We start from the raw sequence: 19384 nt of genomic DNA, 5'->3' as shown, positions 1-19384 counted from the left end.
CCATATGGCTATCGCCTCGGTCGAAAACGCGGGTCAAAACAGCGGGATTTGCATATGAGCGACACTGTCCAACGGTTTTCCGCGGTGGAGGCCAAGATCGCCGCGGCGGAACGCGAGGCCGGGCGTGAACCGGGCGCCGTGACGCTGGTCGCTGTTTCCAAGACATTCGATGCCGCCGACATACAGCCTGTGATCGAGGCCGGTCATCGCGTCTTCGGCGAGAACCGCGTGCAGGAAGCGCAGGGCAAATGGCCTGATCTGAAGCAGGCCTTTCCCGATATTGAACTCCACCTCATCGGTCCGCTGCAATCCAACAAGGCAAGGGAGGCGGTCGCGCTGTTCGACGTCATAGAGACGGTGGACCGTGAGAAGATCGCCGCCGAACTTGCCAGGGAAATTGCCCGCCAGGGCCGCGCGCCAAGCCTCTACGTCCAGGTCAACACCGGTTCGGAACCGCAGAAGGCTGGCATCGAACCGCGCGAGGCGGTGGCTTTCGTCGCCCGCTGCCGCGATGTCCACGGTCTGACCGTCGAAGGCCTGATGTGCATCCCGCCGGCCGACGAGAACCCGGGACCGCATTTTGCCTTGCTGGAAAAGCTGGCGCGTGAGGCCGGCGTCGAAAAACTGTCCATGGGCATGTCCGGCGACTACGAGAGCGCGATCGCCTTCGGCGCCACCAGCGTCAGGGTCGGCTCGGCGATTTTTGGTAGCCGTTAGCCGGGCAGACCATTTCTTGCTGACCGCCGGTCGGACACAAGGCAACGCGGACACCGTCATCGCGGCTACCGCGCTAGTCCATGATCTCATCTTGTGACGCGCAACGTCACCGAATTCGATGATACAGGCGTGACGGTGCTCAACCCGTGGGACGACTAGCTGCCCGCGTCACATGATACGAAAGCCGGTATCTTTAGGCCAATCCAGATGCTTCATTGCACCAAGAGTTGAAACGAAACGTACCGTTCCTATTTGCTTAGCGTTATCATCATTCTCCTGGAGCGTTCCACATGCGTTACAACCAGCTTGGAAATACGGGGATGTTCGTCTCCGAACTCTGTCTTGGCACCATGACTTTCGGTGCCCCCGGCCAGAATGCCCAGTGGGGCCTGATCGCCAGCCTCGACCAGAAGGGCGTCAACGAGATCGTTGCCCGTTCTGTCAACGCCGGCGTCAATTTCTTCGACACGGCCGACGTCTATTCCTTTGGCGAATCCGAACGCCTGCTCGGCCAGTCATTGAGGGATCTCGGCCTCGACAGGCAGAAAGTCGTAATCGCCACCAAGGTCCACGGCGCCATGGGGGATGGCCCCAACCAGCGTGGCTCCTCGCGCGGCCACATCATGGATTCGGTCGATGCCAGCCTCGAGCGGATGCAACTCGATCACATCGATCTCTACCAGCTGCACGGCACCGACGCCGTGACGCCGATCGACGAAACGCTACGGGCACTGGACGATCTGGTCGCCAGCGGCAAGGTGCGCTATGTCGGCGTTTCGAACTGGCAGGCCTGGCGCATCGCCAAGGCGCTCGGCATCGCCGACCGCAAGGGCTTTGCCCGGTTCGAGACCATTCAGTCCTATTATTCGATCGCCGGCCGTGACCTCGAGCGCGAGATCGTTCCGCTCATCAACGAGGAGAAACTCGGCCTGATGGTCTGGTCGCCAATGGCCGGCGGCCTGTTGTCCGGCAAATACGGTCCCGGCGCGCCCGGCAATGGCGAGGGCCGCCGCGCCTCCTTCAACTTCCCGCCGGTCAACGAGGACCGTGCCTGGGCGGCCGTAACCGTCATGCGCGACATCGCCAGGAAGCATGATGTGAGCGTGGCCACCGTGGCGCTCGGCTATGTCCTGGCCAAGCCCTTCGTGATGAGCGTGATCATCGGCGCCAGCCGCATGGACCAGCTCGAACAGAACCTTGCCGCGACGCAGTTGAAGCTCGATACAGACGATCTGGTGCGCCTCGATGAAGTCAGCGCCTTCCCGGCCGAATATCCCGGCTGGATGCTGGAGCGGCAGGCCGCCGGCCGTCGGCCGGCGCCATTCGCACCGAAGGCGTAAGGCTGCGGGCAGTCAGGTCCGGTTCAAATCCGCGCTGTCACTCTTCCCCCGCGCCGGCGACGCCCCTCACCTGCCTGCCGGCATCCTCTCCCCGTAAAGGGACGGGGAGAGGGGCACTGTCATCAGTGCTTTCGCTAATCATGGACGTTGCATGAAAAGTGCCGGGACTGCGGCCAGCCTCCTTCTCCCCGTCACTTACGGGGAGAAGTGCCCGGCAGGGCGATGAGGGGCAGCGTCAGCTTCAATAATTGGCGTCATCACGTAAACGGAACGTACCGTCGTCGACGGGCTATTGCCCGCCCCTCACGCCAACCTGACGCTCTCGCCGAGGAAATCCAGAAAGGCGCGCACCCTCGCCGGCAAGTGCGGACCCTGACCGACATAGACGGCATAGGTGGCTTCCAAGTCGCCCGGATTGAACGGCTCCAGCAGCGGCACCAGCCGGCCAGCTTCGATATCGTCCGCCACATGCCAGCGCGCCAGACGGGCGATCCCCACACCCGCAAGCGCCAGCCCGCGCATCGTCTCGCCATCGCCAACGGTCGCATTGCCCGCGATCGGAACCATCCAGGCCTTGCCGTCGGCATCGAGAAATGGCCAGCCGTCGACATGCCGCACAAAGCCGAAGCTCATCAGATTGTGCATGTGGAGGTCGGCTGGCTCCAGCGGCGTGCCATGCGCCTTCAGGTAAGACGGCGCCGCAACCACAACCCCTGGGCTTTGCCCGAGCTTACGCGCAACCAGCCTCGATGCGCCAAGCGGGCCGGCCCGGATAGCGACATCGGCACGCTCCGCCATCAGGTCGATGACGCTGTCGGTGAGCACCAGATCGACCGTGATCTCGGGGTAGCGATCGAGGAAGCGCGGCAGGAGCTGGATCAGCCGGTGCACCCCGAACGGCACGTAGCTGTTGACGCGCAGCCGCCCGCGCGGTGCCGCGCCCGCTGCCGCTTCACGCTCCGCGGCGGCCATGTCGGCCAGGATGCGCCGGCCGCTCTCATAGAAGGCGCTTCCTTCCGGCGTCAGTTGCAGCCTGCGTGTCGAACGGCTGACCAGCCGGGCGCCAAGCCGCGCTTCCAGCCGCGCTATCAGCTTGCTGACCGCCGAGGGCGTCATGCGCAAGGCGCGCGCGGCGGCGGAGAAGCTCCCCGCCTCGACGACGCGCACGAAGACTTCGATCTCCCCGGAACGATTGATGTCGGGCCTAGCCATTCGTGAATCTATTTCACAGACAGTGTGCCGTGATCAAGTCTGGTTCACAGTGGGCGGCGGCACGATCTTCCCGGTGGGGCGCGGGACGGCGCCTCTCCTCACCGAAATGGAAGCCGCCATGCCTCTCGCTCTCTACGCCCTCGCCGCCGGTGCCTTCGGCATCGGCGTCACCGAATTCGTCATCATGGGTCTGCTGCTCGATGTGAGCAAGGATCTCGGCGTCTCGATCTCGTCCGCCGGCCAGCTCATTTCGGGCTATGCGCTAGGCGTCGTCATCGGCGCGCCGCTCCTCACCATCGCCACCGGAAACTGGCCGCGCAAGACCGTGCTTCTGGCCTTGATGGCGATCTTCACGCTGGGCAACCTCGCCTGCGCCCTGGCGCCAGACTATTGGACGCTGATGGGCGCGCGCGTCATCACCGCCTTCGCGCATGGCACCTTCTTCGGCGTCGGCTCGGTGGTCGCCACCGGCCTGGTTGCGCCCAACAAAAAGGCTTCGGCGATCGCCTTGATGTTCACCGGCTTGACCATCGCCAACATCCTGGGCGTGCCCTTCGGCACGTGGCTCGGCCAAGCCTTCGGCTGGCGGGCGACCTTCTGGGCGGTGACCGTGGTCGGCCTTGCGGCTTTCGCCGTCATCCTCGCCCTGGTGCCGCGCAGCCGGACAGCCCCAGAGAAGAGCGACCTGCGCGCCGACCTTGCCGTTTTGCGGCGCACGCCCGTGCTGCTCGGCCTCGCGACCACGGTGCTCGGCTATGCCGGGGTCTTCGCCGTCTTCACCTACATCGCTCCCCTGCTTACCGAGATCAGCGGCTTCGAGGAAGCGGCCGTGTCGCCGATCCTGCTTGTCTTCGGCGGCGGGCTGATCGCCGGCAACCTCGCCGGCGGCAAGGTCGCCGACCGCTGGCTGGTGCCCGCCGTGCTGAGCAGTCTCGCCGTGCTGGCGCTGGTGCTCGCAACCATGAGTTTCGCCATCCACAACAAGGTCCTGGCGGTCATCTATGTCGGCCTGCTCGGCGCCGCCGCCTTTGCCACAGTGGCGCCACTGCAGATGTGGCTGCTGGACAAGGCCGAGGGTGCCGGCCAGAGCCTGGCATCGTCCTTCAACATCGCCGCCTTCAATCTCGGCAACGCCGCCGGCGCGTGGCTCGGCGGCGCGGTCATCGCCCACGGTCTCGGGCTGGGTTCGCTGACCTGGGTCGCCGCCCTGCTGCCGCTCGCCGCGCTCGCTGTCGCCGGACTGGCGCTGCGTCTCGATCGCGGCACCGCGGCCGAGACGCCTGCCTCGATCGGGTTGTGACACCCGCCGGTAAAGCCGGATCAGAACCTCGTTTCCATCCATCAGGAGTGAAAAATGGACTATAGATCTCTCGGCGCATCAGGCCTGAAAGTGCCGGCGCTCTCATTCGGCGCTGGAACCTTTGGCGGCTCCGGTCCTCTGTTCGGCGCCTGGGGCACCAGCGACGCCACGGAAGCGCGACGCCTGGTCGACATCTGCCTCGAGGCCGGCGTCAATCTGTTCGACACGGCCGACGTCTATTCGGGCGGCGCGTCCGAACAGGTGCTTGGGGAAGCGATCAAGGGCCGGCGCGATGCCGTTCTGATCTCGACCAAGACTTCCTTGCCGATGGGCGACGGGCCGGCCGACTACGGCTCGTCACGTTCGCGGCTGATAAAGTCGGTTGACGCGGCACTGAAACGTCTTGGCACGGACTATATCGACCTGTTGCAGTTGCACGCTTTCGATGCCGGCACGCCGGTCGAGGAAGTCGTATCGGCGCTCGATGATCTCGTTCGCGCCGGCAAGCTGCGCTATGTCGGCGTCTCCAATTTCTCCGGCTGGCAGGTGATGAAGTCTCTGGCGCAGGCCGACAAGCACGGCTACGCCCGCTACGTCGCGCATCAGGTCTATTACTCTCTGGTCGGCCGCGACTATGAGTGGGAGCTGATGCCGCTCGGCCTCGACCAGGGCGTTGGCGCGCTGGTGTGGAGTCCGCTGGGCTGGGGTCGGCTGACCGGGAAGATCCGCCGTGGCCAGCCCCTGCCGGCAATGAGCAGGCTTCACGAAACCGCAAGCTTCGGACCGCCGGTCGAGGACGAACATCTCTACCGCGTCATGGATGCCCTCGACGCGGTGGCAGAACAGACCGGCAAGACCGTGCCGCAAATCGCCATCAACTGGCTCCTACGGCGCCCGACCGTGTCCTCCGTCATCATCGGCGCCCGCAATGAAGAGCAGTTGCGCCAGAACCTCGGCGCCGTTGGCTGGACCCTGACGCCGGAGCAGATGAAGACACTCGACGCCGCCAGCGAAGTCACCGCGCCATATCCGTATTTCCCCTATCGCCGGCAGGAAGGTTTTGCCCGGCTCAACCCGCCGGCAGTGTGAGCGGGTCGGACTGCCAGGCCGAAGGTTAGCGGGACAGCGCCCCCCTCTGTCCTGCCGGACATCTCCCCCACGAGGGGGAAGATCGGATATTGCTTCGGGTTTCGCCAATCTCCCGACGCTTGACCGATGATGCGGGGCGAAGCTGCCAATCTCCCCACTTGTGGGGGAGATGTCCGGCAGGACAGAGGGGGCGCCGTAGGACGCCAAACGCAACCGAGCCTGCACTGCCGCTCCTAATGCAACACGAACTCTCCATCCAGCTTGCGCCATTCGTTCGGCGCGATCAGCTTCTGGTGCGTGTAGACCACCGAATGCAGCGGGCCTTCGAGCTTCGCCTTCCAGAACTCGATGAACTTGATGAGCATAGGAAATTTCGGGGCGAGATCGTAGTCCTGCCAGACGAAGCTCTGCAGCAAATGCGGATGGTCGGGAAAATGATAAAGGATCTTGGCCGTTGTCAGGCCATAGCCTTTGAGCATCAGGTCCATTTCGGAATGGTCACGCATGGCAATCCCCAGATTGAGTCCGTTCCTCCCAACGTCATAATGTGCGCGCGGTTGCTTAACTGTCTATTGATTTGTGCGTATCCAAAAACAGTTTTCTTCGCTAGAACAGATGCTTAGCAGCGATCGAGGGCGAGTGCTGACAGCGGCAGGTGACGCCTCTGCGTCATCCCGCCGCGCAAACCGAATGTCTAATATTGCCGTCCTGGCGGAACTGGTAATAATGCCGCCGAATTCGCGGCCGCTTCGACGCGGCACCACCGGCTCGAGCCGGTGGACTGGTTCGGGAGGAATGCAGGAAATGTCCGAGGTTCATGTCCACCGCGTCCAGCCGGCGTGGAAGAAGAACGCGCTGATCGACAATGAAACCTACCTGAAATGGTACGCCGACAGCATCGCCAACCCGGACAAGTTCTGGGGCGGGCATGGCAAGCGCATCGACTGGTTCAAGCCTTTCAGCAAGGTCAAGAACACCTCCTTCGAAGGCGAGGTCTCGATCAAATGGTTCGAGGACGGGCTGACCAACGTCTCCTACAACTGCATAGACCGCCACCTGGAGAAGCGCGGCGACCAGACCGCCATCATCTGGGAAGGCGACAACCCCTACGACGACAAGAAGATCACCTACACCGAGCTTCACGAGCATGTCTGCCGTCTTGCCAATGTCATGAAGAAGCACGGCGTCGGAAAGGGCGACCGCGTCACCATCTACATGCCGATGATCCCGGAGGCCGCCTATGCGATGCTGGCCTGCACGCGCATCGGCGCCATCCATTCGATCGTCTTTGGCGGCTTTTCGCCGGACGCGCTGGCCGGCCGCATCGTCGACTGCGAATCGACCTTCGTCATCACCGCTGATGAGGGCCTGCGCGGCGGCAAGCCGATCCCGCTGAAGGAGAATACCGACAAGGCGATCGACATCGCCGCCAGGCAGCATGTGATGGTGAAGAATGTCGTCGTCGTGCGCCGCACGGGCGGGAAGATCGGTTGGGCGCCTGGCCGCGACGTCTGGTACCACGAGGAGGTTGGCTCGGTGACGGCCGACTGCGAGCCGGAGAAGATGAACGCCGAGGATCCGCTGTTCATCCTCTACACGTCGGGCTCGACCGGCAAGCCCAAGGGCGTGCTGCACACCACCGCCGGCTACCTGGTCTATGCCTCGATGACGCACCAATATGTCTTCGATTACCATGACGGCGATATCTACTGGTGCACCGCCGATGTCGGCTGGGTCACCGGGCACAGCTATATCGTCTACGGGCCGCTCGCCAACGGCGCCACCACGCTGATGTTCGAGGGCGTGCCCAACTACCCCTCGCAGTCGCGCTTCTGGGAGGTCATCGACAAGCACAAGGTCAATATATTCTACACCGCTCCGACGGCGCTGCGCGCTCTGATGGGCGCCGGCAACGAGCATGTGACGAAGACATCGCGCAAGTCGCTACGCGTGCTGGGCTCGGTCGGCGAGCCGATCAATCCGGAAGCCTGGGAGTGGTATTTCAACATCGTCGGCGACGGCAAGGTGCCGATCGTCGACACATGGTGGCAGACCGAGACCGGCGGCATCCTGATCACACCGCTGCCGGGCGCCACGGACCTCAAGGCGGGTTCGGCGACGAGGCCCTTCTTCGGCATCCAGCCGCAGCTGGTCGACGGTGATGGCAAGGTGCTGGAAGGAGCCGCCGACGGCAATCTCTGCATCATCGATTCCTGGCCCGGCCAGATGCGAACCGTCTATGGCGACCATGAGCGCTTCGTGCAGACCTATTTCTCGACCTACAGGGGCAAGTACTTCACCGGCGACGGCTGCCGTCGTGACGCAGACGGCTATTACTGGATCACCGGCCGTGTCGACGATGTCATCAATGTCTCCGGCCATCGCATGGGAACCGCCGAAGTCGAATCCGCGCTGGTCAGCCACGATAAGGTTTCGGAAGCCGCCGTCGTCGGCTACCCGCACGACATCAAGGGCCAGGGCATCTACAGCTACGTCACCCTGATGCGGGGTGTCGAGCCGAGCGAGGATCTGCGCAAGGAGCTCGTCGCCCATGTCCGCAAGGAAATCGGCGCCATCGCTGCGCCCGACAAGATCCAGTTTGCGCCGGGCCTGCCCAAGACCCGCTCCGGCAAGATCATGCGCCGCATCCTGCGCAAGATCGCCGAGGACGATTTCGCGGCACTCGGCGACACCTCGACGCTTGCCGATCCGGCCGTGGTCGATGACCTGATCGCCAACCGCCAGAATAAGAAGGCCTGATGTCGATATTGGGCACCGTCACCGACCTGTGGCGCTATCCCGCGAGTTCGCTCGCCGGCGAGCGGCTGGACGCTCTCAGCGTTGGCCGGACGACGGTCGACGGCGACCGCCTGTTCGGATTGGTCGATGCCTCGGACGGCGAAACCGCCCGGCCGGATCGGGGGCCGAAATGGCACAAGGTGCCGTTGATCCATGCTCGGCTGGACGCGGACAATCGCCTCGAGGTTGCGGTGCCGGGAGGAAACTGGCTGCCGGCGCCCGATCCGGAAACCGACCGTGTGCTTTCGGCCTTTCTCGGCTTCGAGGCTTCGATCCGGCCCTACCGTCGCGAGGATGCTCCGCAGGATTATTCCGGCCCGTTCACCAGCGAGCGCTACGCCAGGGCGCCGATCCATCTTCTCACCGCCGCGTCGATGGCCAGGCTGAAGGCGCTTCATCCGCAAGGCGTCCCGGATCCGCGCCGCTTTCGCCCCAACATCGTCGTCGACATGGCGGCCATCGTGGGTTCCTTTCCGGAAACCGAATGGATCGGCCGCAAGCTGGCGATCGGCGACCTGTTGCTGACGATTTCGGACCCCTGCCGCCGCTGCGGCTTCACCATCATCGCCCAGGACGGATTCGACGATGATCCGGGCATCCTGCGCAATCTGGTCCGCTACAACGCCCACAATTTCGGCGTCTATTGCACCGTCGACCGCGCGGCGCGAGTGGCCATCGGCGACACCATGCGCTTCGTGTGAGCTGCGCCGGAAGTCCATCCCGGCGCAGCCTTAGGGGGCCCGCTCCCAGCCTGTAGATTAGTCTCGAATTTCTATGCCACACCCCATGCGGCGATGACCCGCGATCTGCCACGGCGCCCTTTTTGCAGTTCGGCATCTTGTCATTTGCCGCAATGCACCCCATTCTGTCTGTGTGTTCAACAAATCGAAAGGAGGTGATCCGATGTCGAGTGATTTCGTTTTCCAGAACGTGGCCTCAGCGGATTGCACTTTCGGGAAGCAGTCTTCCCGTTAAGGCGCGAAATGCGCGGCGGATGACCCACCGGTCATCTCCAAGGGCCGCGCCACGGACGGAAACACGGAAGGCCGCCAGCTTCGCCAAGAAGCGGCGGCCTTTTCCTTTTTGGTCGCCGCCAGGCTCGATCGTTCGTTCAGCTCGGGCTCACTTGGTGACGGTGAGCCGCTCGATGTTCTGCACAATGGCGCTGAAGGCATCGTCCAGTTCCGGCCCCGTCGCCGCTTCGTAATAATGCTTCAGCGATGACGTGTCGGCGGTCGAGCAATGCTGCAGCACCGTCTTGGCCTGATCCCTTTCGGTCGATGTCATGGACGGATCGTCGAGATCGAAGCCGATCGTGAATATCTCTATGCCGTCGCGTTTCATGTTGGCGCAGATGCCTTCGGCATTGCTTCGCGACATCTGGCCGGCATTCTGTGATTTCGGCGCGCCGCGCCCGCCGGCGAATGCAGTGTTGAACTGGCCGTCCGTCATCAGGATAGCGACCTTGGCCACCTTCTTCAGGTCGAAATTGGCGGGGCCGGTCCCGAGCCCTGCATCGATGATGGCCGGTCGCCAGGTCGGTGAAAGCATATAATAGCCCCATTGCGCGGCGATGCCGCCGGCGGTCACGCCATCGGCCTTGAAGGCAGCGATCGTGTCGAGCAATTTCTGCTTGTCCGCCGTCAACGGAATGAGCGCCGGCTTGGGGCAGGTCTTCATGCGATCGTCGCGGTTGACCCTGGCAAGGTAGGTCTTGCCGCTGTTGTTCCGCCGAGGCTGGGATGGCCCGTCTGAGGAATAATCGGCGTAGCCATCGTTGTCCTTGCGCTCGGTGGCGCATTTGTCCGGGGCTGTCACCGCGGATACCGAAATCGGCGCATCGACGGGCGGCGGTAGATCCGGCCCGCCATTCTGTTCGACGAAGACGCTCCCGGCCAGGCCGCCCGTATTGACCGCCTCGGCGTAGGGAATGATCGAAACGCGCACGCGTGGATTGCTCGGATCGATATTGTTGTCCAGCAAATCCGTCACGGCCGCGGAAGCGGCGGTTTGCAGGTCGCCGATCTTGTTGGTCTTGGCCCGGACGTTCTGCGCCATCGATCCTGTCACATCGAGCATCATGGCCACTTCGATGGATTTGTCGGAATAGAGCGCGGTGGTCGAAGCGCCGACACGTCGCGTGTCGCTCAGGCCGAACATCGGGAAATACAGGGCGACATCGGCATGCACATCCGCCTGCACCGTCTTGGCGGTCTTGTCGACGATCAGCCTGTCCATGACGATCTGGTTGGCCTGCAGGACGCCGGCCTGACTGTTGGCATCGAGGAAAGCCTGCACCGATTTGTTGGCATCGGCCTCCCTGATGACCCCGGTCGTCAGGTCGCGCGCGGTCGACGTCACGGCGGCGTCGACCACGCCCTGCAGGCTCGATCTGGCATTGTAAAGCTGCGTTATGTTGACCGAAAAGCCGACCCCTAGCGCCAGGACCGACGCGGTAAGACCGAATAACACCGCTAAATTCCCGCCGCGATCTCTGGCGAAAGCGCGTGCCGCCTTAACAAAAGCTCCGTGATTTCGCATCCAACCCCCTCCGCTGCCTCGGCCTGCTGCCGTGGAGGTTCAATGCAGGATTAGAGCCGGGCGATACGGGCGGTCGGAGGGCTCATGTGGAGCACGCCCAAGTCATTGTTTTTGTTTGACTGCGAAACTCAGCGTGGTTAGCGCCTGGTTAAAGAACACGCGCTTCAGCGCGTACGTTTACGCCCTGTTTACCATGCTCGCGCCCTGATCACGTCGAAACTCATGAGCGTCCTGTTGCGGCACACGGTTGCTGTGCCGCAACGGACCACCTGCATCGAAAATCCGGGCAATCCGCCCTCAGGCCAACATCTGGGCTCTGACCGTCCTGTCGACGCCGTGATAGGGTGGGTTGAACAGATTGCCTTCCTGCTCGTAGGTCCAGACCTTGAACAGGCTAAGCCGGTGCGGGCCGAAACTATGCAGCAGCGGCACATCGGTGGCGTCGCGGCCACGCGCGATGACGACCCGGCCCATCCTTCGTGTGTTGTGGCGGGGATCGAACGTGTACCATTTGCCGTCGAGGAACACCTCCATCCAGGCCGAGAAATCCATCGGCGACGGATCGGCCGGCACGCCGATATCGCCGAGATAACCGTTCACGTAGCGGGCCGGGATGTTCATGCAGCGGCAAAGCGTGATCGCCAGATGGGCGAAGTCGCGGCAGACTCCGACCCTCTCGTCATGGGCCTGCGCCGCAGTGCGTGTCGATCGGGCATAGCCATAGCCGAATGACAGCCTGTTGTGGACATAGTCGACGATCGCCTGGACCCGGGCCCAGCCGGCAGGGACATGGCCGAACAGCTGCCAGGCGAGATCGCTCAGATGGTCGGTTTCGCAGTAGCGGCTGCCCAGGAGGTAGAAAAGCACCTCGTCCGGCAGCTCCGCCACCGGCACTTCCTTGGCCAGCGTGTTGACCTCATCAGGCTCCCCACTGTCCGAGACGACGGCATCATAGAGGATGCGAAACCCGCCGGCGGGCGCCGTGAAGCGGCGGCAGGTGTTGCCATGCAGATCCTGATAGACGGTGGTGGGTATGGAAGGCGACGTCAGCACGCGGGTCTGGCGCTTGATGTCGGCTTGCCGGTCCCTGTGAATCTCCAGCAGCGAAATCACCGGTGTGGCCTCGGTGCACTCGATCGCGATTTCGTAGCCGAGGCGGATCAGCATATAGCCCTCTTTCGATTGTCCAGGAAAAACCGTTTTGTTCAAACGCCGCAGGATTGACGGAGTTCCCGCGCGGCGTTGAAAAGACCTAAGGTGCGGCTTCCCATTCCGCGGACACGCCGCTAGGGTGCCCGCGCTCCCGTCAACACCCGTCAAAGGACGCCCATGTTCTCCGGCAGAAAATTCGCCGCCTTTCTTTTCGACATGGACGGCACGGTCCTGAATTCGACCGCTGCGGCCGAACGTGTGTGGAGCGACTGGGCGCGGCGTCACGGCCTCGACGTCGCAACTTTTCTGCCCACCATGCATGGCAGACGCGCGATCGAAACCGTCAGCCGGCTGGCGCTGCCGGGGGTCGATCCGCAGCGCGAGGCCGAAGAGATCACCCAGGCCGAAATCGCCGATGTCGATGGCATCGAGGCGATCGCGGGCGCCGCTGCCTTCCTGGCGTCGCTGCCAAGCCGGCGCTGGGCCATCGTGACTTCTTCGCCGCGTGAACTGGCGCTGCGCCGGATCGAAGCGGCGGGCCTGCCCCTTCCGGAGACCATCATCACCGCCGAGGACGTGCTGCACGGCAAGCCGGCGCCGGACTGTTTCCTGCTGGCGGCGCAGAGGCTTGGCGCCGACGCCGGCGACTGCCTCGTTTTCGAGGATGCCGTTCCGGGCATTCAGGCGGGGGAGGCTGCCGGCGCCGAGGTGCTCGTCATCACCGCGACGCACCAGCACAGGATGGAAACGCCGCTCGCCACTATTTCGAATTACAGCGACGTCAGGGTGGTCACCGACGCCAATGGCCGCCTCGCCCTCGAGATGAGGCAAAGCGCGGCGGCTTCCTAATCTGAAGTTCCGCGACTAGATTTTCGTCATAGGCATCAGAAATCGCTGGTCAGGCCCTTTACCTCCCAGTCGCCGTAGCGGCCGGGCTCCTTGCCGCCGCGGCCGCCGATTTCCTTCGGCACGGCGGCTTCCTTCTGGCGATAGTCTGTCCGTCGGGCTTCGGCCTCGGCCAAGGCGCGGCGGGCGGCCGGCGTCAGAAGCTTTTGCGGTGCCTCGTCGGTGGCGGTAATTATACTGATGTCTTCGGTCATGTGATAAATCCGGCGGATTGAACCCGGTCAATTGAAACTGCGGGCTGCGTTTCCCATCATATAGCGATGCAACGACGAGGATCGACCCCTTTTCCTCACCACCCGGACGGGAGCCGACGATGAACACTCTGCGCACCGCCATGCTTCTCGCCGCTATGACGGCGTTGTTCATGGGCGTCGGTTTCCTCATCGGCGGCTCGGGCGGCATGATGATCGCGCTGCTGGTCGCCGCAGGCACCAATCTGTTCAGCTATTGGAACGCCGACAAGATGGTGCTGTCGATGAACAACGCCGTGGAGGTCGACGAAGGGAGCGCGCCGGAATACTACGCCATTGTTGAGGCGATGGCCAAGCAGGCCGGCCTGCCAATGCCGAGAACCTATCTGATCGACAACCCGCAGCCTAACGCCTTCGCCACCGGCCGCAACCCGCAGAACGCGGCGGTTGCCGCCTCCACCGGCCTCTTGCAGGCGCTGACGCACGAAGAGGTCGCAGCCGTGATGGCGCACGAGCTCGCCCACGTCCAGCACCGCGACACGCTGACCATGACCATCGTCGCGACCTTTGCCGGCGCCATCTCCATGCTTGGCAATTTCGCCTTCTTCCTTGGCGGCAATCGCGACAACAACAATCCGGTCGGCTTTGTCGGCGTGCTGGCCGCTATGATCGTGGCGCCCCTTGCCGCCATGGTGGTGCAGATGGCGGTCAGCCGCACCCGCGAATACGAAGCCGACCGGCGCGGCGCCGAAATCTGTGGACACCCGCTCTGGCTGGCCTCTGCCCTTGACAAGATCGCGCGAGGCGCCGAACGCATCCGCAACCCCGATGCCGAGCGCAATCCGGCAACCGCGCATCTTTTCATTATCAACCCCCTTTCCGGCGAGCGCATGGACAGCCTGTTTTCCACACACCCGAGCACCGATAACCGCATCGCGGCCCTGCAGGCTATGGCGCGCGAGATGACCGGGAAAGGCGCAGCCGACGCGCAACGCCAGCCCGCGACACCTGCGCAGGCGGATCAAGCCGGACCGTCGGGGCCTTGGGACAGGGCTGCGCGGCCGGTTCCCCCAGCCGAACCTGACAAGCCGAAGCCCAATCCATGGGGTCGCAATCCGACAGGGCCCAGAGGCCGGTGGTCGTGAGCGTGGCCGACAGGGGTCCTCGACGTACGTTTTCAGCTAATCCAGAACATAGGGAAGACGGCGAATTCGTTGCCGGCCTCGCCGCCCGCAAGGCGGCGGCGCGACTGCTTGCCGCTGTCATCGACGCCAGAACGCCGCTCGATGGACTGACCGATCACGAGAACGGCCACCCGCAATACAGGGCGCTCGATCTGCGCGATCGTGGTCTGGTTCGCGCCATCCTGGTCACCGCACTGCGCTATCGCATGACGATCACGGGGCTGCTGGCGCGCCGCCTGGAAAAGTCGCTGCCGCCCAACGCCACCGCGCTGTCGCACATCCTGCATGTGGCGGCTGCACAAATCCTGTTCCTCGACATTCCCGACAGCGCCGCCGTCGACCTCGCCGTGACCCACGCCAAGTCCGATCCGCGCACGCAGCGCTTCTCCGGCCTCGTCAACGGCGTGCTGCGCACGCTGGCCCGCGCCAAGGAGACCGAACTGCCGGCAGCCCTTGCCGCCACCGACGAAGCCCCGGGATGGTTTTCCGACCGGCTCAAATCCACATACGGCACCGAAAAGGCCAGGCAGATCCTCCAAGCCCACCGCGTTGAGGCGCCGGTGGACTTCACGGTCAAGACCAATCCCGAACTGTGGGCCGAAAAACTGGGCGGCATCGTCCTGCCGACCGGCACCGTGCGCGTGGAAAATGCTGCCGGCGCCATCCCCGAACTGCCGGGCTTCGCCGACGGCGCCTGGTGGGTGCAGGATGCGGCTGCCAGCCTGCCGGCGCGGCTGTTCGGCGACATCGCGGGATTGCGTGTCGCCGACCTTTGCGCGGCGCCCGGCGGCAAGACCGCGCAACTCATTCTCGCAGGCGCCAGGGTGACCGCCGTCGACACCTCGAAGAACCGACTGGTTCGGCTTGCGGCCAACCTTGAGCGTCTTGGTCTGTCGGCCGAGATCGTCCAGGCCGACCTGCTCAAATACGAGCCGGCGGAGCTGTTCGACGCGGTGCTCCTCGACGCGCCCTGCTCGTCGACCGGTACGGTGCGGCGCCATCCCGACGTGCCTTGGACCAAGACCGCCGCCGACGTCGAAAAGCTCGCCGGCCTGCAAGAGCGGCTGCTGGCTCGCGCCGTCACCCTGGTCAGGCCCGGCGGCCGGATCGTCTTTTCCAATTGCTCGCTCGATCCGCTCGAGGGGGAGGAGCTCTACCGCGCCTTTCTGGCCGCTACCCCCGCAATCACCCACGATCCGGTGGGGCAGGGCGAGATTCAGGGCATTGATGCATTCCTGACGCCGCAAGGCACGCTGCGCACCACACCCGCCGACCTCGACCTCGGCACGCCCGAACGCTCCGGGCTGGACGGCTTTTTCGCCGCGCGCATGATGAGAGCCGGCTAAGGACGCGAGCTCAGGCGATAGCGGGCCTTTTTCAGGGAGAAACCGGTTCAAAACCGGATGAAGCGGGGCCTGCCGATGGAATTCGCCTTCGCACGAGTCGCTCGATCATATAAACTTGCGAGGGGGAAGAACCCGATCAGGAGGGGTCTTGGCACTTGCTGCCGGCAACACGACGCGTCTTTGGACGCTTGTCGCGAAGGAGTTCTGGCGCAAGACGCGCCGGCGCCTTCGTGCCGGCCCGGTTTATCGCTGGCGCTACTCCGGCCGGACGCCGGAACGCGTATTGATCGCGCCGCCGGACCTGCGTCTGGCCGACCCGCAGATCGCGCTCGAGATCTATTACGGCCGCTATCCCCTGTCGGGACATCTGGTTGAAACCGGCGGCAAGTCGCCGTTCCAGATCGACGTACCCAATCGCGGTTGGCGCAAGACGCTGCACGGCTTTCGCTGGCTGCGCCATATGCGCGCCGCGGGCACGGAACTCGCCGCCGCCAACGCCCGGGCGCTGGTTTCCGACTGGATCGCCATCCATGGAAGCCATATTTCCGGCGTTGCCTGGGAGCCCGGCACCACGGCCAAGCGCATCATCGCCTGGCTCCAGCATTCCTCGGTCGTGCTGCAGGGGGCCGAGTTTCCCTTCTACAGGGCGTTCCTGAAATCGCTTGCGATCCAGATCCGCTATCTCCGTTCGATGGCGCGCGAAATGCCGGATGGCAAGGACAGGCTGCGCGCCCGCATCGCGCTCGCCTTCGCCGCCCTGTCCCTGCCCGCGCCGGCGTCGGCGCTACGCGGCGCGACCCGCAACCTTGCCGAGGAACTCGACCGTCAGATCCTTGCCGATGGCGGCCACATCTCACGCAATCCGATGGCGGTGCTGGAGATACTCGCCGACCTTCTGCCACTGCGCCAGACATACGCCAACCAGGCCGAAACGCCGCCGCAGGCGCTAATGGGCGCCATCGACCGCATGCTGCCAGCGCTGCGCTTCTTCCGCCATCAGGACGGCAGCCTCGCCCGCTTCAACGGCATGGGCGCCACCATCCACGACCGCATCGCCACCATCCTTCGCCACGACGACACCGCCGGGTCGCCGCTGCTGCACGCGCCGCATTCGGGGTATGAGCGCCTGTCGATGGGCGGCGCCACGGTCATCGCCGACACCGGCTTGCCGCCGCCCATCGACGTGTCCAATGCCGCGCATGCCGGCTGCCTTGCCTTCGAACTGTCGTCCGGCCGCCACCACTACATCGTCAATGCCGGCATCGACACCTATGGGGCCGCAGAGTTCCGGCCGCTGGCGCGCGCCACCGCCGCGCATTCGACCGCCACCATCAACGACACCTCGTCGGCTCGGTTCAGCCACTCGCTGCGGGTCAACGACCTGCTCGGTTCGCCGCTGATCGGCGGGCCCCAGCATGTTCCGTGCAAGCGCATCGACCAGAAGGGCGTCCAAGGCTTCATCGCCCGCCATGACGGGTATCTGCAGCGCTTCGGCTTCCTGCACGAGCGCGAGCTCCGATTGTCCGCCAACGGCAATGTGCTGACCGGCCGGGACCGGTTCCAGCGCCCCGGCAACGCGGCGATCCGCAACAATGGCCGCGACTTCGTCACCGTGCGCTTCCACGTCCATCCCGACATCAACCTGCTGCAGGACGAGCACGACCGTCTGGTCCTGACCGGCGAGCAGGCTGATAGCTGGGTGTTCACCTGCACTGAAGTGGCCCCCGACGTCGAGGAATCGATCTATTTCGCTGGCCTTGGCGGACCGCGGCGCAGCCGACAGATCGTGCTTGCCTTCAAGGCATCGGAAGTGCCCGAGGTCCACTGGCAACTGACGCGCACCAGCACCGCCGGTCACCCGCAAAGCAACTGAGCGGCTCGGCGCCGGTTTGATTTCCCGATATCCTGTGCTACGGCGCGGCATCCTCCACACCAGCCGTGAAAGGCCGCCAGCTCATGGCCGTCGCCGCCAAGAACATCCCAGCTCCCGACCTCGTCCCGGTCCGTCGCGCGCTGCTCTCCGTCTTCGACAAGACCGGCCTCATCGACCTCGCCACCGCGCTTGCAGCGGCCGGCGTGGAACTGGTTTCGACCGGCGGCACGGCCAAGGCGATCGCCGAGGTGGGCCTGGCGGTTCGCGACGTCTCCGAACTCACCGAGTTTCCCGAAATCATGGACGGCCGCGTCAAGACCTTGCACCCCGCGGTGCACGGCGCGCTGCTCGGCGTACGCGACGACCCGGAGCATGCCGCGGCGATGCGCAAACACGGCATCGAGCCGATCGATCTCGTCGTGTCCAACCTCTACCCGTTCGAGGAAGTGCGCCGCTCCGGCGCCGACTATGCGTCGATCGTCGAGAATATCGACATTGGTGGTCCCGCGATGATCCGCGCCTCGGCCAAGAACCATGCCTATGTCGCCATCGTCACCGATCCCGGCGACTACGCCTCACTGCTGAATGCGCTGGAGATGAACATCGGATCGCTGTCGCTGGATTTCCGCAAGAGGCTGGCGGCCAAGGCTTTCGCCCGCACTGCCGCCTATGACGCCGCGATCTCGGGCTGGTTCGCCGAGGCGCTGGAGATCGAACATCCGACGTGGCGCGCCTTTGGCGGCAGGCTGGTCGAGGTGATGCGCTACGGCGAGAACCCGCACCAGAGCGCCGGCTTCTACGTCAATGGCGACAAGCGGCCGGGCGTGGCCACCGCGCGGCAGCTGCAGGGCAAGCAGCTCTCCTACAACAACATCAACGACACCGAAGCCGCCTTCGAGCTGGTCGGCGAGTTCGATGCCGGCCGGTCCGCCGCCGTCGCCATTATCAAGCACGCCAACCCGTGCGGCGTCGCCGAAGGCGCCTCCTTGAAAGCGGCCTACGCCAAGGCGCTTGCCTGCGACCCGGTCTCGGCCTTCGGCGGCATCGTCGCCGTCAATCGCATCCTCGATGCCGAGGCGGCGGAAGAGATCGTCAAGACGTTCACCGAAGTCATCATCGCGCCCGACGCCACCAAGGAGGCGGCGGCCATCATTGCCGCGAAGAAGAATTTGCGCCTGCTGGTCGCCGGCGGCCTGCCGGACCCGCGCACGTCGGGCATCACGGTCAAATCCGTCGCCGGCGGCATGCTCGTCCAGGGCCGCGACAATGCCGTGATCGACGATTTCGACCTGAAAGTGGTGACAAAGTGCGCGCCGACGGTCGCCGAAATGGCCGACCTCGTCTTCGCCTTCCGCGTCGCCAAACACGTCAAGTCCAACGCCATCGTCTACGCCAGGGACGGCGCCACTGTCGGCATCGGCGCAGGCCAGATGAGCCGCGTCGATTCCTCACGCATCGCCGCACGCAAGGCGCTCGACGCCGCCGCATCCGCCGGGCTTGCCGATCCGCTGACGAAGGGCTCGGTTGTCGCTTCAGACGCGTTCTTCCCCTTCGCCGACGGACTGCTATCGGCCATCGAAGCCGGCGCCACCGCCGTTATCCAGCCCGGCGGCTCGATGAACGACAAGGACGTTATCGCCGCCGCGGATGAACACGGCATCGCCATGGTGTTTACCGGTGTGAGGCATTTCCGCCATTGAGCGTGGTCCCTTCACCCGCAAGGGGGGAGGGACA

General features: G+C 64.4%; 16 protein-coding genes. 11 read left to right on the top strand and 5 right to left on the bottom strand.

What is annotated here, in order from left to right:
• Positions 1-54 precede the first annotated feature (54 nt).
• Together LB513_RS07005 and LB513_RS06995 are read left to right on the top strand one after the other, a co-directional pair.
• Positions 55-717: a YggS family pyridoxal phosphate-dependent enzyme gene (locus tag LB513_RS07005; RefSeq protein ID WP_224662732.1), complete on the top strand. Its 663-nt coding sequence runs from the start codon at positions 55-57 to the stop codon at positions 715-717.
• A gap of 290 nt (positions 718-1007) precedes the next feature.
• A complete protein-coding gene (locus LB513_RS06995; protein ID WP_224662731.1) occupies positions 1008-2057 on the top strand; it encodes an aldo/keto reductase in 1050 nt (349 codons plus the stop codon).
• A 303-nt stretch (positions 2058-2360) separates the two neighbouring features.
• Here LB513_RS06995 and LB513_RS06990 read toward each other — a convergent pair whose 3' ends face one another.
• Positions 2361-3269, bottom strand: coding sequence for a LysR family transcriptional regulator (locus LB513_RS06990; RefSeq protein WP_224662730.1), 909 nt, complete (start codon positions 3267-3269; stop codon positions 2361-2363).
• A gap of 118 nt (positions 3270-3387) precedes the next feature.
• Here LB513_RS06990 and LB513_RS06985 point away from each other — a divergent pair, with 118 nt between their 5' ends.
• Both LB513_RS06985 and LB513_RS06980 read left to right on the top strand, forming a co-directional pair.
• Positions 3388-4569, top strand: coding sequence for an MFS transporter (locus LB513_RS06985; RefSeq protein ID WP_224662729.1), 1182 nt, complete (start codon positions 3388-3390; stop codon positions 4567-4569).
• 54 nt (positions 4570-4623) lie between these two features.
• Positions 4624-5658: an aldo/keto reductase gene (locus LB513_RS06980; protein WP_224662728.1), complete on the top strand. Its 1035-nt coding sequence runs from the start codon at positions 4624-4626 to the stop codon at positions 5656-5658.
• A 233-nt stretch (positions 5659-5891) separates the two neighbouring features.
• Here the strand turns inward: LB513_RS06980 and LB513_RS06975 are convergent, their stop codons facing one another.
• The gene (locus LB513_RS06975) at positions 5892-6164 is read right to left on the bottom strand and encodes an usg protein (RefSeq protein WP_224662727.1); all 273 of its coding nucleotides are present in this window, start codon (positions 6162-6164) and stop codon (positions 5892-5894) included.
• Positions 6165-6462: 298 nt separating this feature from the next.
• Between LB513_RS06975 and acs the strand changes: the two genes are divergently transcribed.
• Both acs and LB513_RS06965 read left to right on the top strand, forming a co-directional pair.
• Positions 6463-8418, top strand: coding sequence for an acetate--CoA ligase (gene acs, locus LB513_RS06970; RefSeq protein WP_224662726.1), 1956 nt, complete (start codon positions 6463-6465; stop codon positions 8416-8418).
• A complete protein-coding gene (locus LB513_RS06965) occupies positions 8418-9158 on the top strand; it encodes an MOSC domain-containing protein (RefSeq protein WP_224662725.1) in 741 nt (246 codons plus the stop codon). The genes acs and LB513_RS06965 overlap by 1 nt, the downstream gene beginning before the upstream one ends.
• A gap of 421 nt (positions 9159-9579) precedes the next feature.
• Here LB513_RS06965 and LB513_RS06960 read toward each other — a convergent pair whose 3' ends face one another.
• Positions 9580-10998 carry a TadE/TadG family type IV pilus assembly protein gene (locus tag LB513_RS06960; RefSeq protein ID WP_224662724.1) on the bottom strand — a complete coding sequence of 473 codons (1419 nt, stop codon included), beginning with the start codon at positions 10996-10998 and terminating at the stop codon, positions 9580-9582.
• Positions 10999-11295: 297 nt separating this feature from the next.
• The gene (locus LB513_RS06955; protein WP_224662723.1) at positions 11296-12165 is read right to left on the bottom strand and encodes a transglutaminase-like domain-containing protein; all 870 of its coding nucleotides are present in this window, start codon (positions 12163-12165) and stop codon (positions 11296-11298) included.
• Between the two features lie 162 nt (positions 12166-12327).
• On the opposite strand from LB513_RS06955, the gene LB513_RS06950 reads away from it, so the two are divergent.
• Positions 12328-12999, top strand: a complete 672-nt coding sequence (locus tag LB513_RS06950; protein ID WP_224662722.1) for an HAD-IA family hydrolase — start codon at positions 12328-12330, stop codon at positions 12997-12999.
• A gap of 35 nt (positions 13000-13034) precedes the next feature.
• Here LB513_RS06950 and LB513_RS06945 read toward each other — a convergent pair whose 3' ends face one another.
• The gene (locus LB513_RS06945; RefSeq protein ID WP_224662721.1) at positions 13035-13250 is read right to left on the bottom strand and encodes a DUF1674 domain-containing protein; all 216 of its coding nucleotides are present in this window, start codon (positions 13248-13250) and stop codon (positions 13035-13037) included.
• A 119-nt stretch (positions 13251-13369) separates the two neighbouring features.
• On the opposite strand from LB513_RS06945, the gene htpX reads away from it, so the two are divergent.
• From htpX to purH, 4 genes are all read left to right on the top strand, one after another.
• Positions 13370-14392, top strand: coding sequence for a zinc metalloprotease HtpX (gene htpX / locus LB513_RS06940; protein ID WP_224662720.1), 1023 nt, complete (start codon positions 13370-13372; stop codon positions 14390-14392).
• Positions 14389-15777, top strand: a complete 1389-nt coding sequence (locus tag LB513_RS06935) for an RsmB/NOP family class I SAM-dependent RNA methyltransferase (RefSeq protein ID WP_224662719.1) — start codon at positions 14389-14391, stop codon at positions 15775-15777. Before htpX ends, LB513_RS06935 begins: the two co-directional genes overlap by 4 nt.
• Before the next feature lie 148 nt (positions 15778-15925).
• Positions 15926-17650: a heparinase II/III family protein gene (locus tag LB513_RS06930; RefSeq protein WP_224662718.1), complete on the top strand. Its 1725-nt coding sequence runs from the start codon at positions 15926-15928 to the stop codon at positions 17648-17650.
• An 83-nt stretch (positions 17651-17733) separates the two neighbouring features.
• Positions 17734-19350, top strand: a complete 1617-nt coding sequence (gene purH / locus LB513_RS06925) for a bifunctional phosphoribosylaminoimidazolecarboxamide formyltransferase/IMP cyclohydrolase (protein WP_224662717.1) — start codon at positions 17734-17736, stop codon at positions 19348-19350.
• Positions 19351-19384: the final 34 nt, after the last annotated feature.

It is taken from the genome of Mesorhizobium sp. ES1-1 (assembly GCF_020164785.1).
Lineage (GTDB): Bacteria > Pseudomonadota > Alphaproteobacteria > Rhizobiales > Rhizobiaceae > Mesorhizobium.
This window is presented reverse-complemented; position numbering and strand designations above follow the sequence as displayed.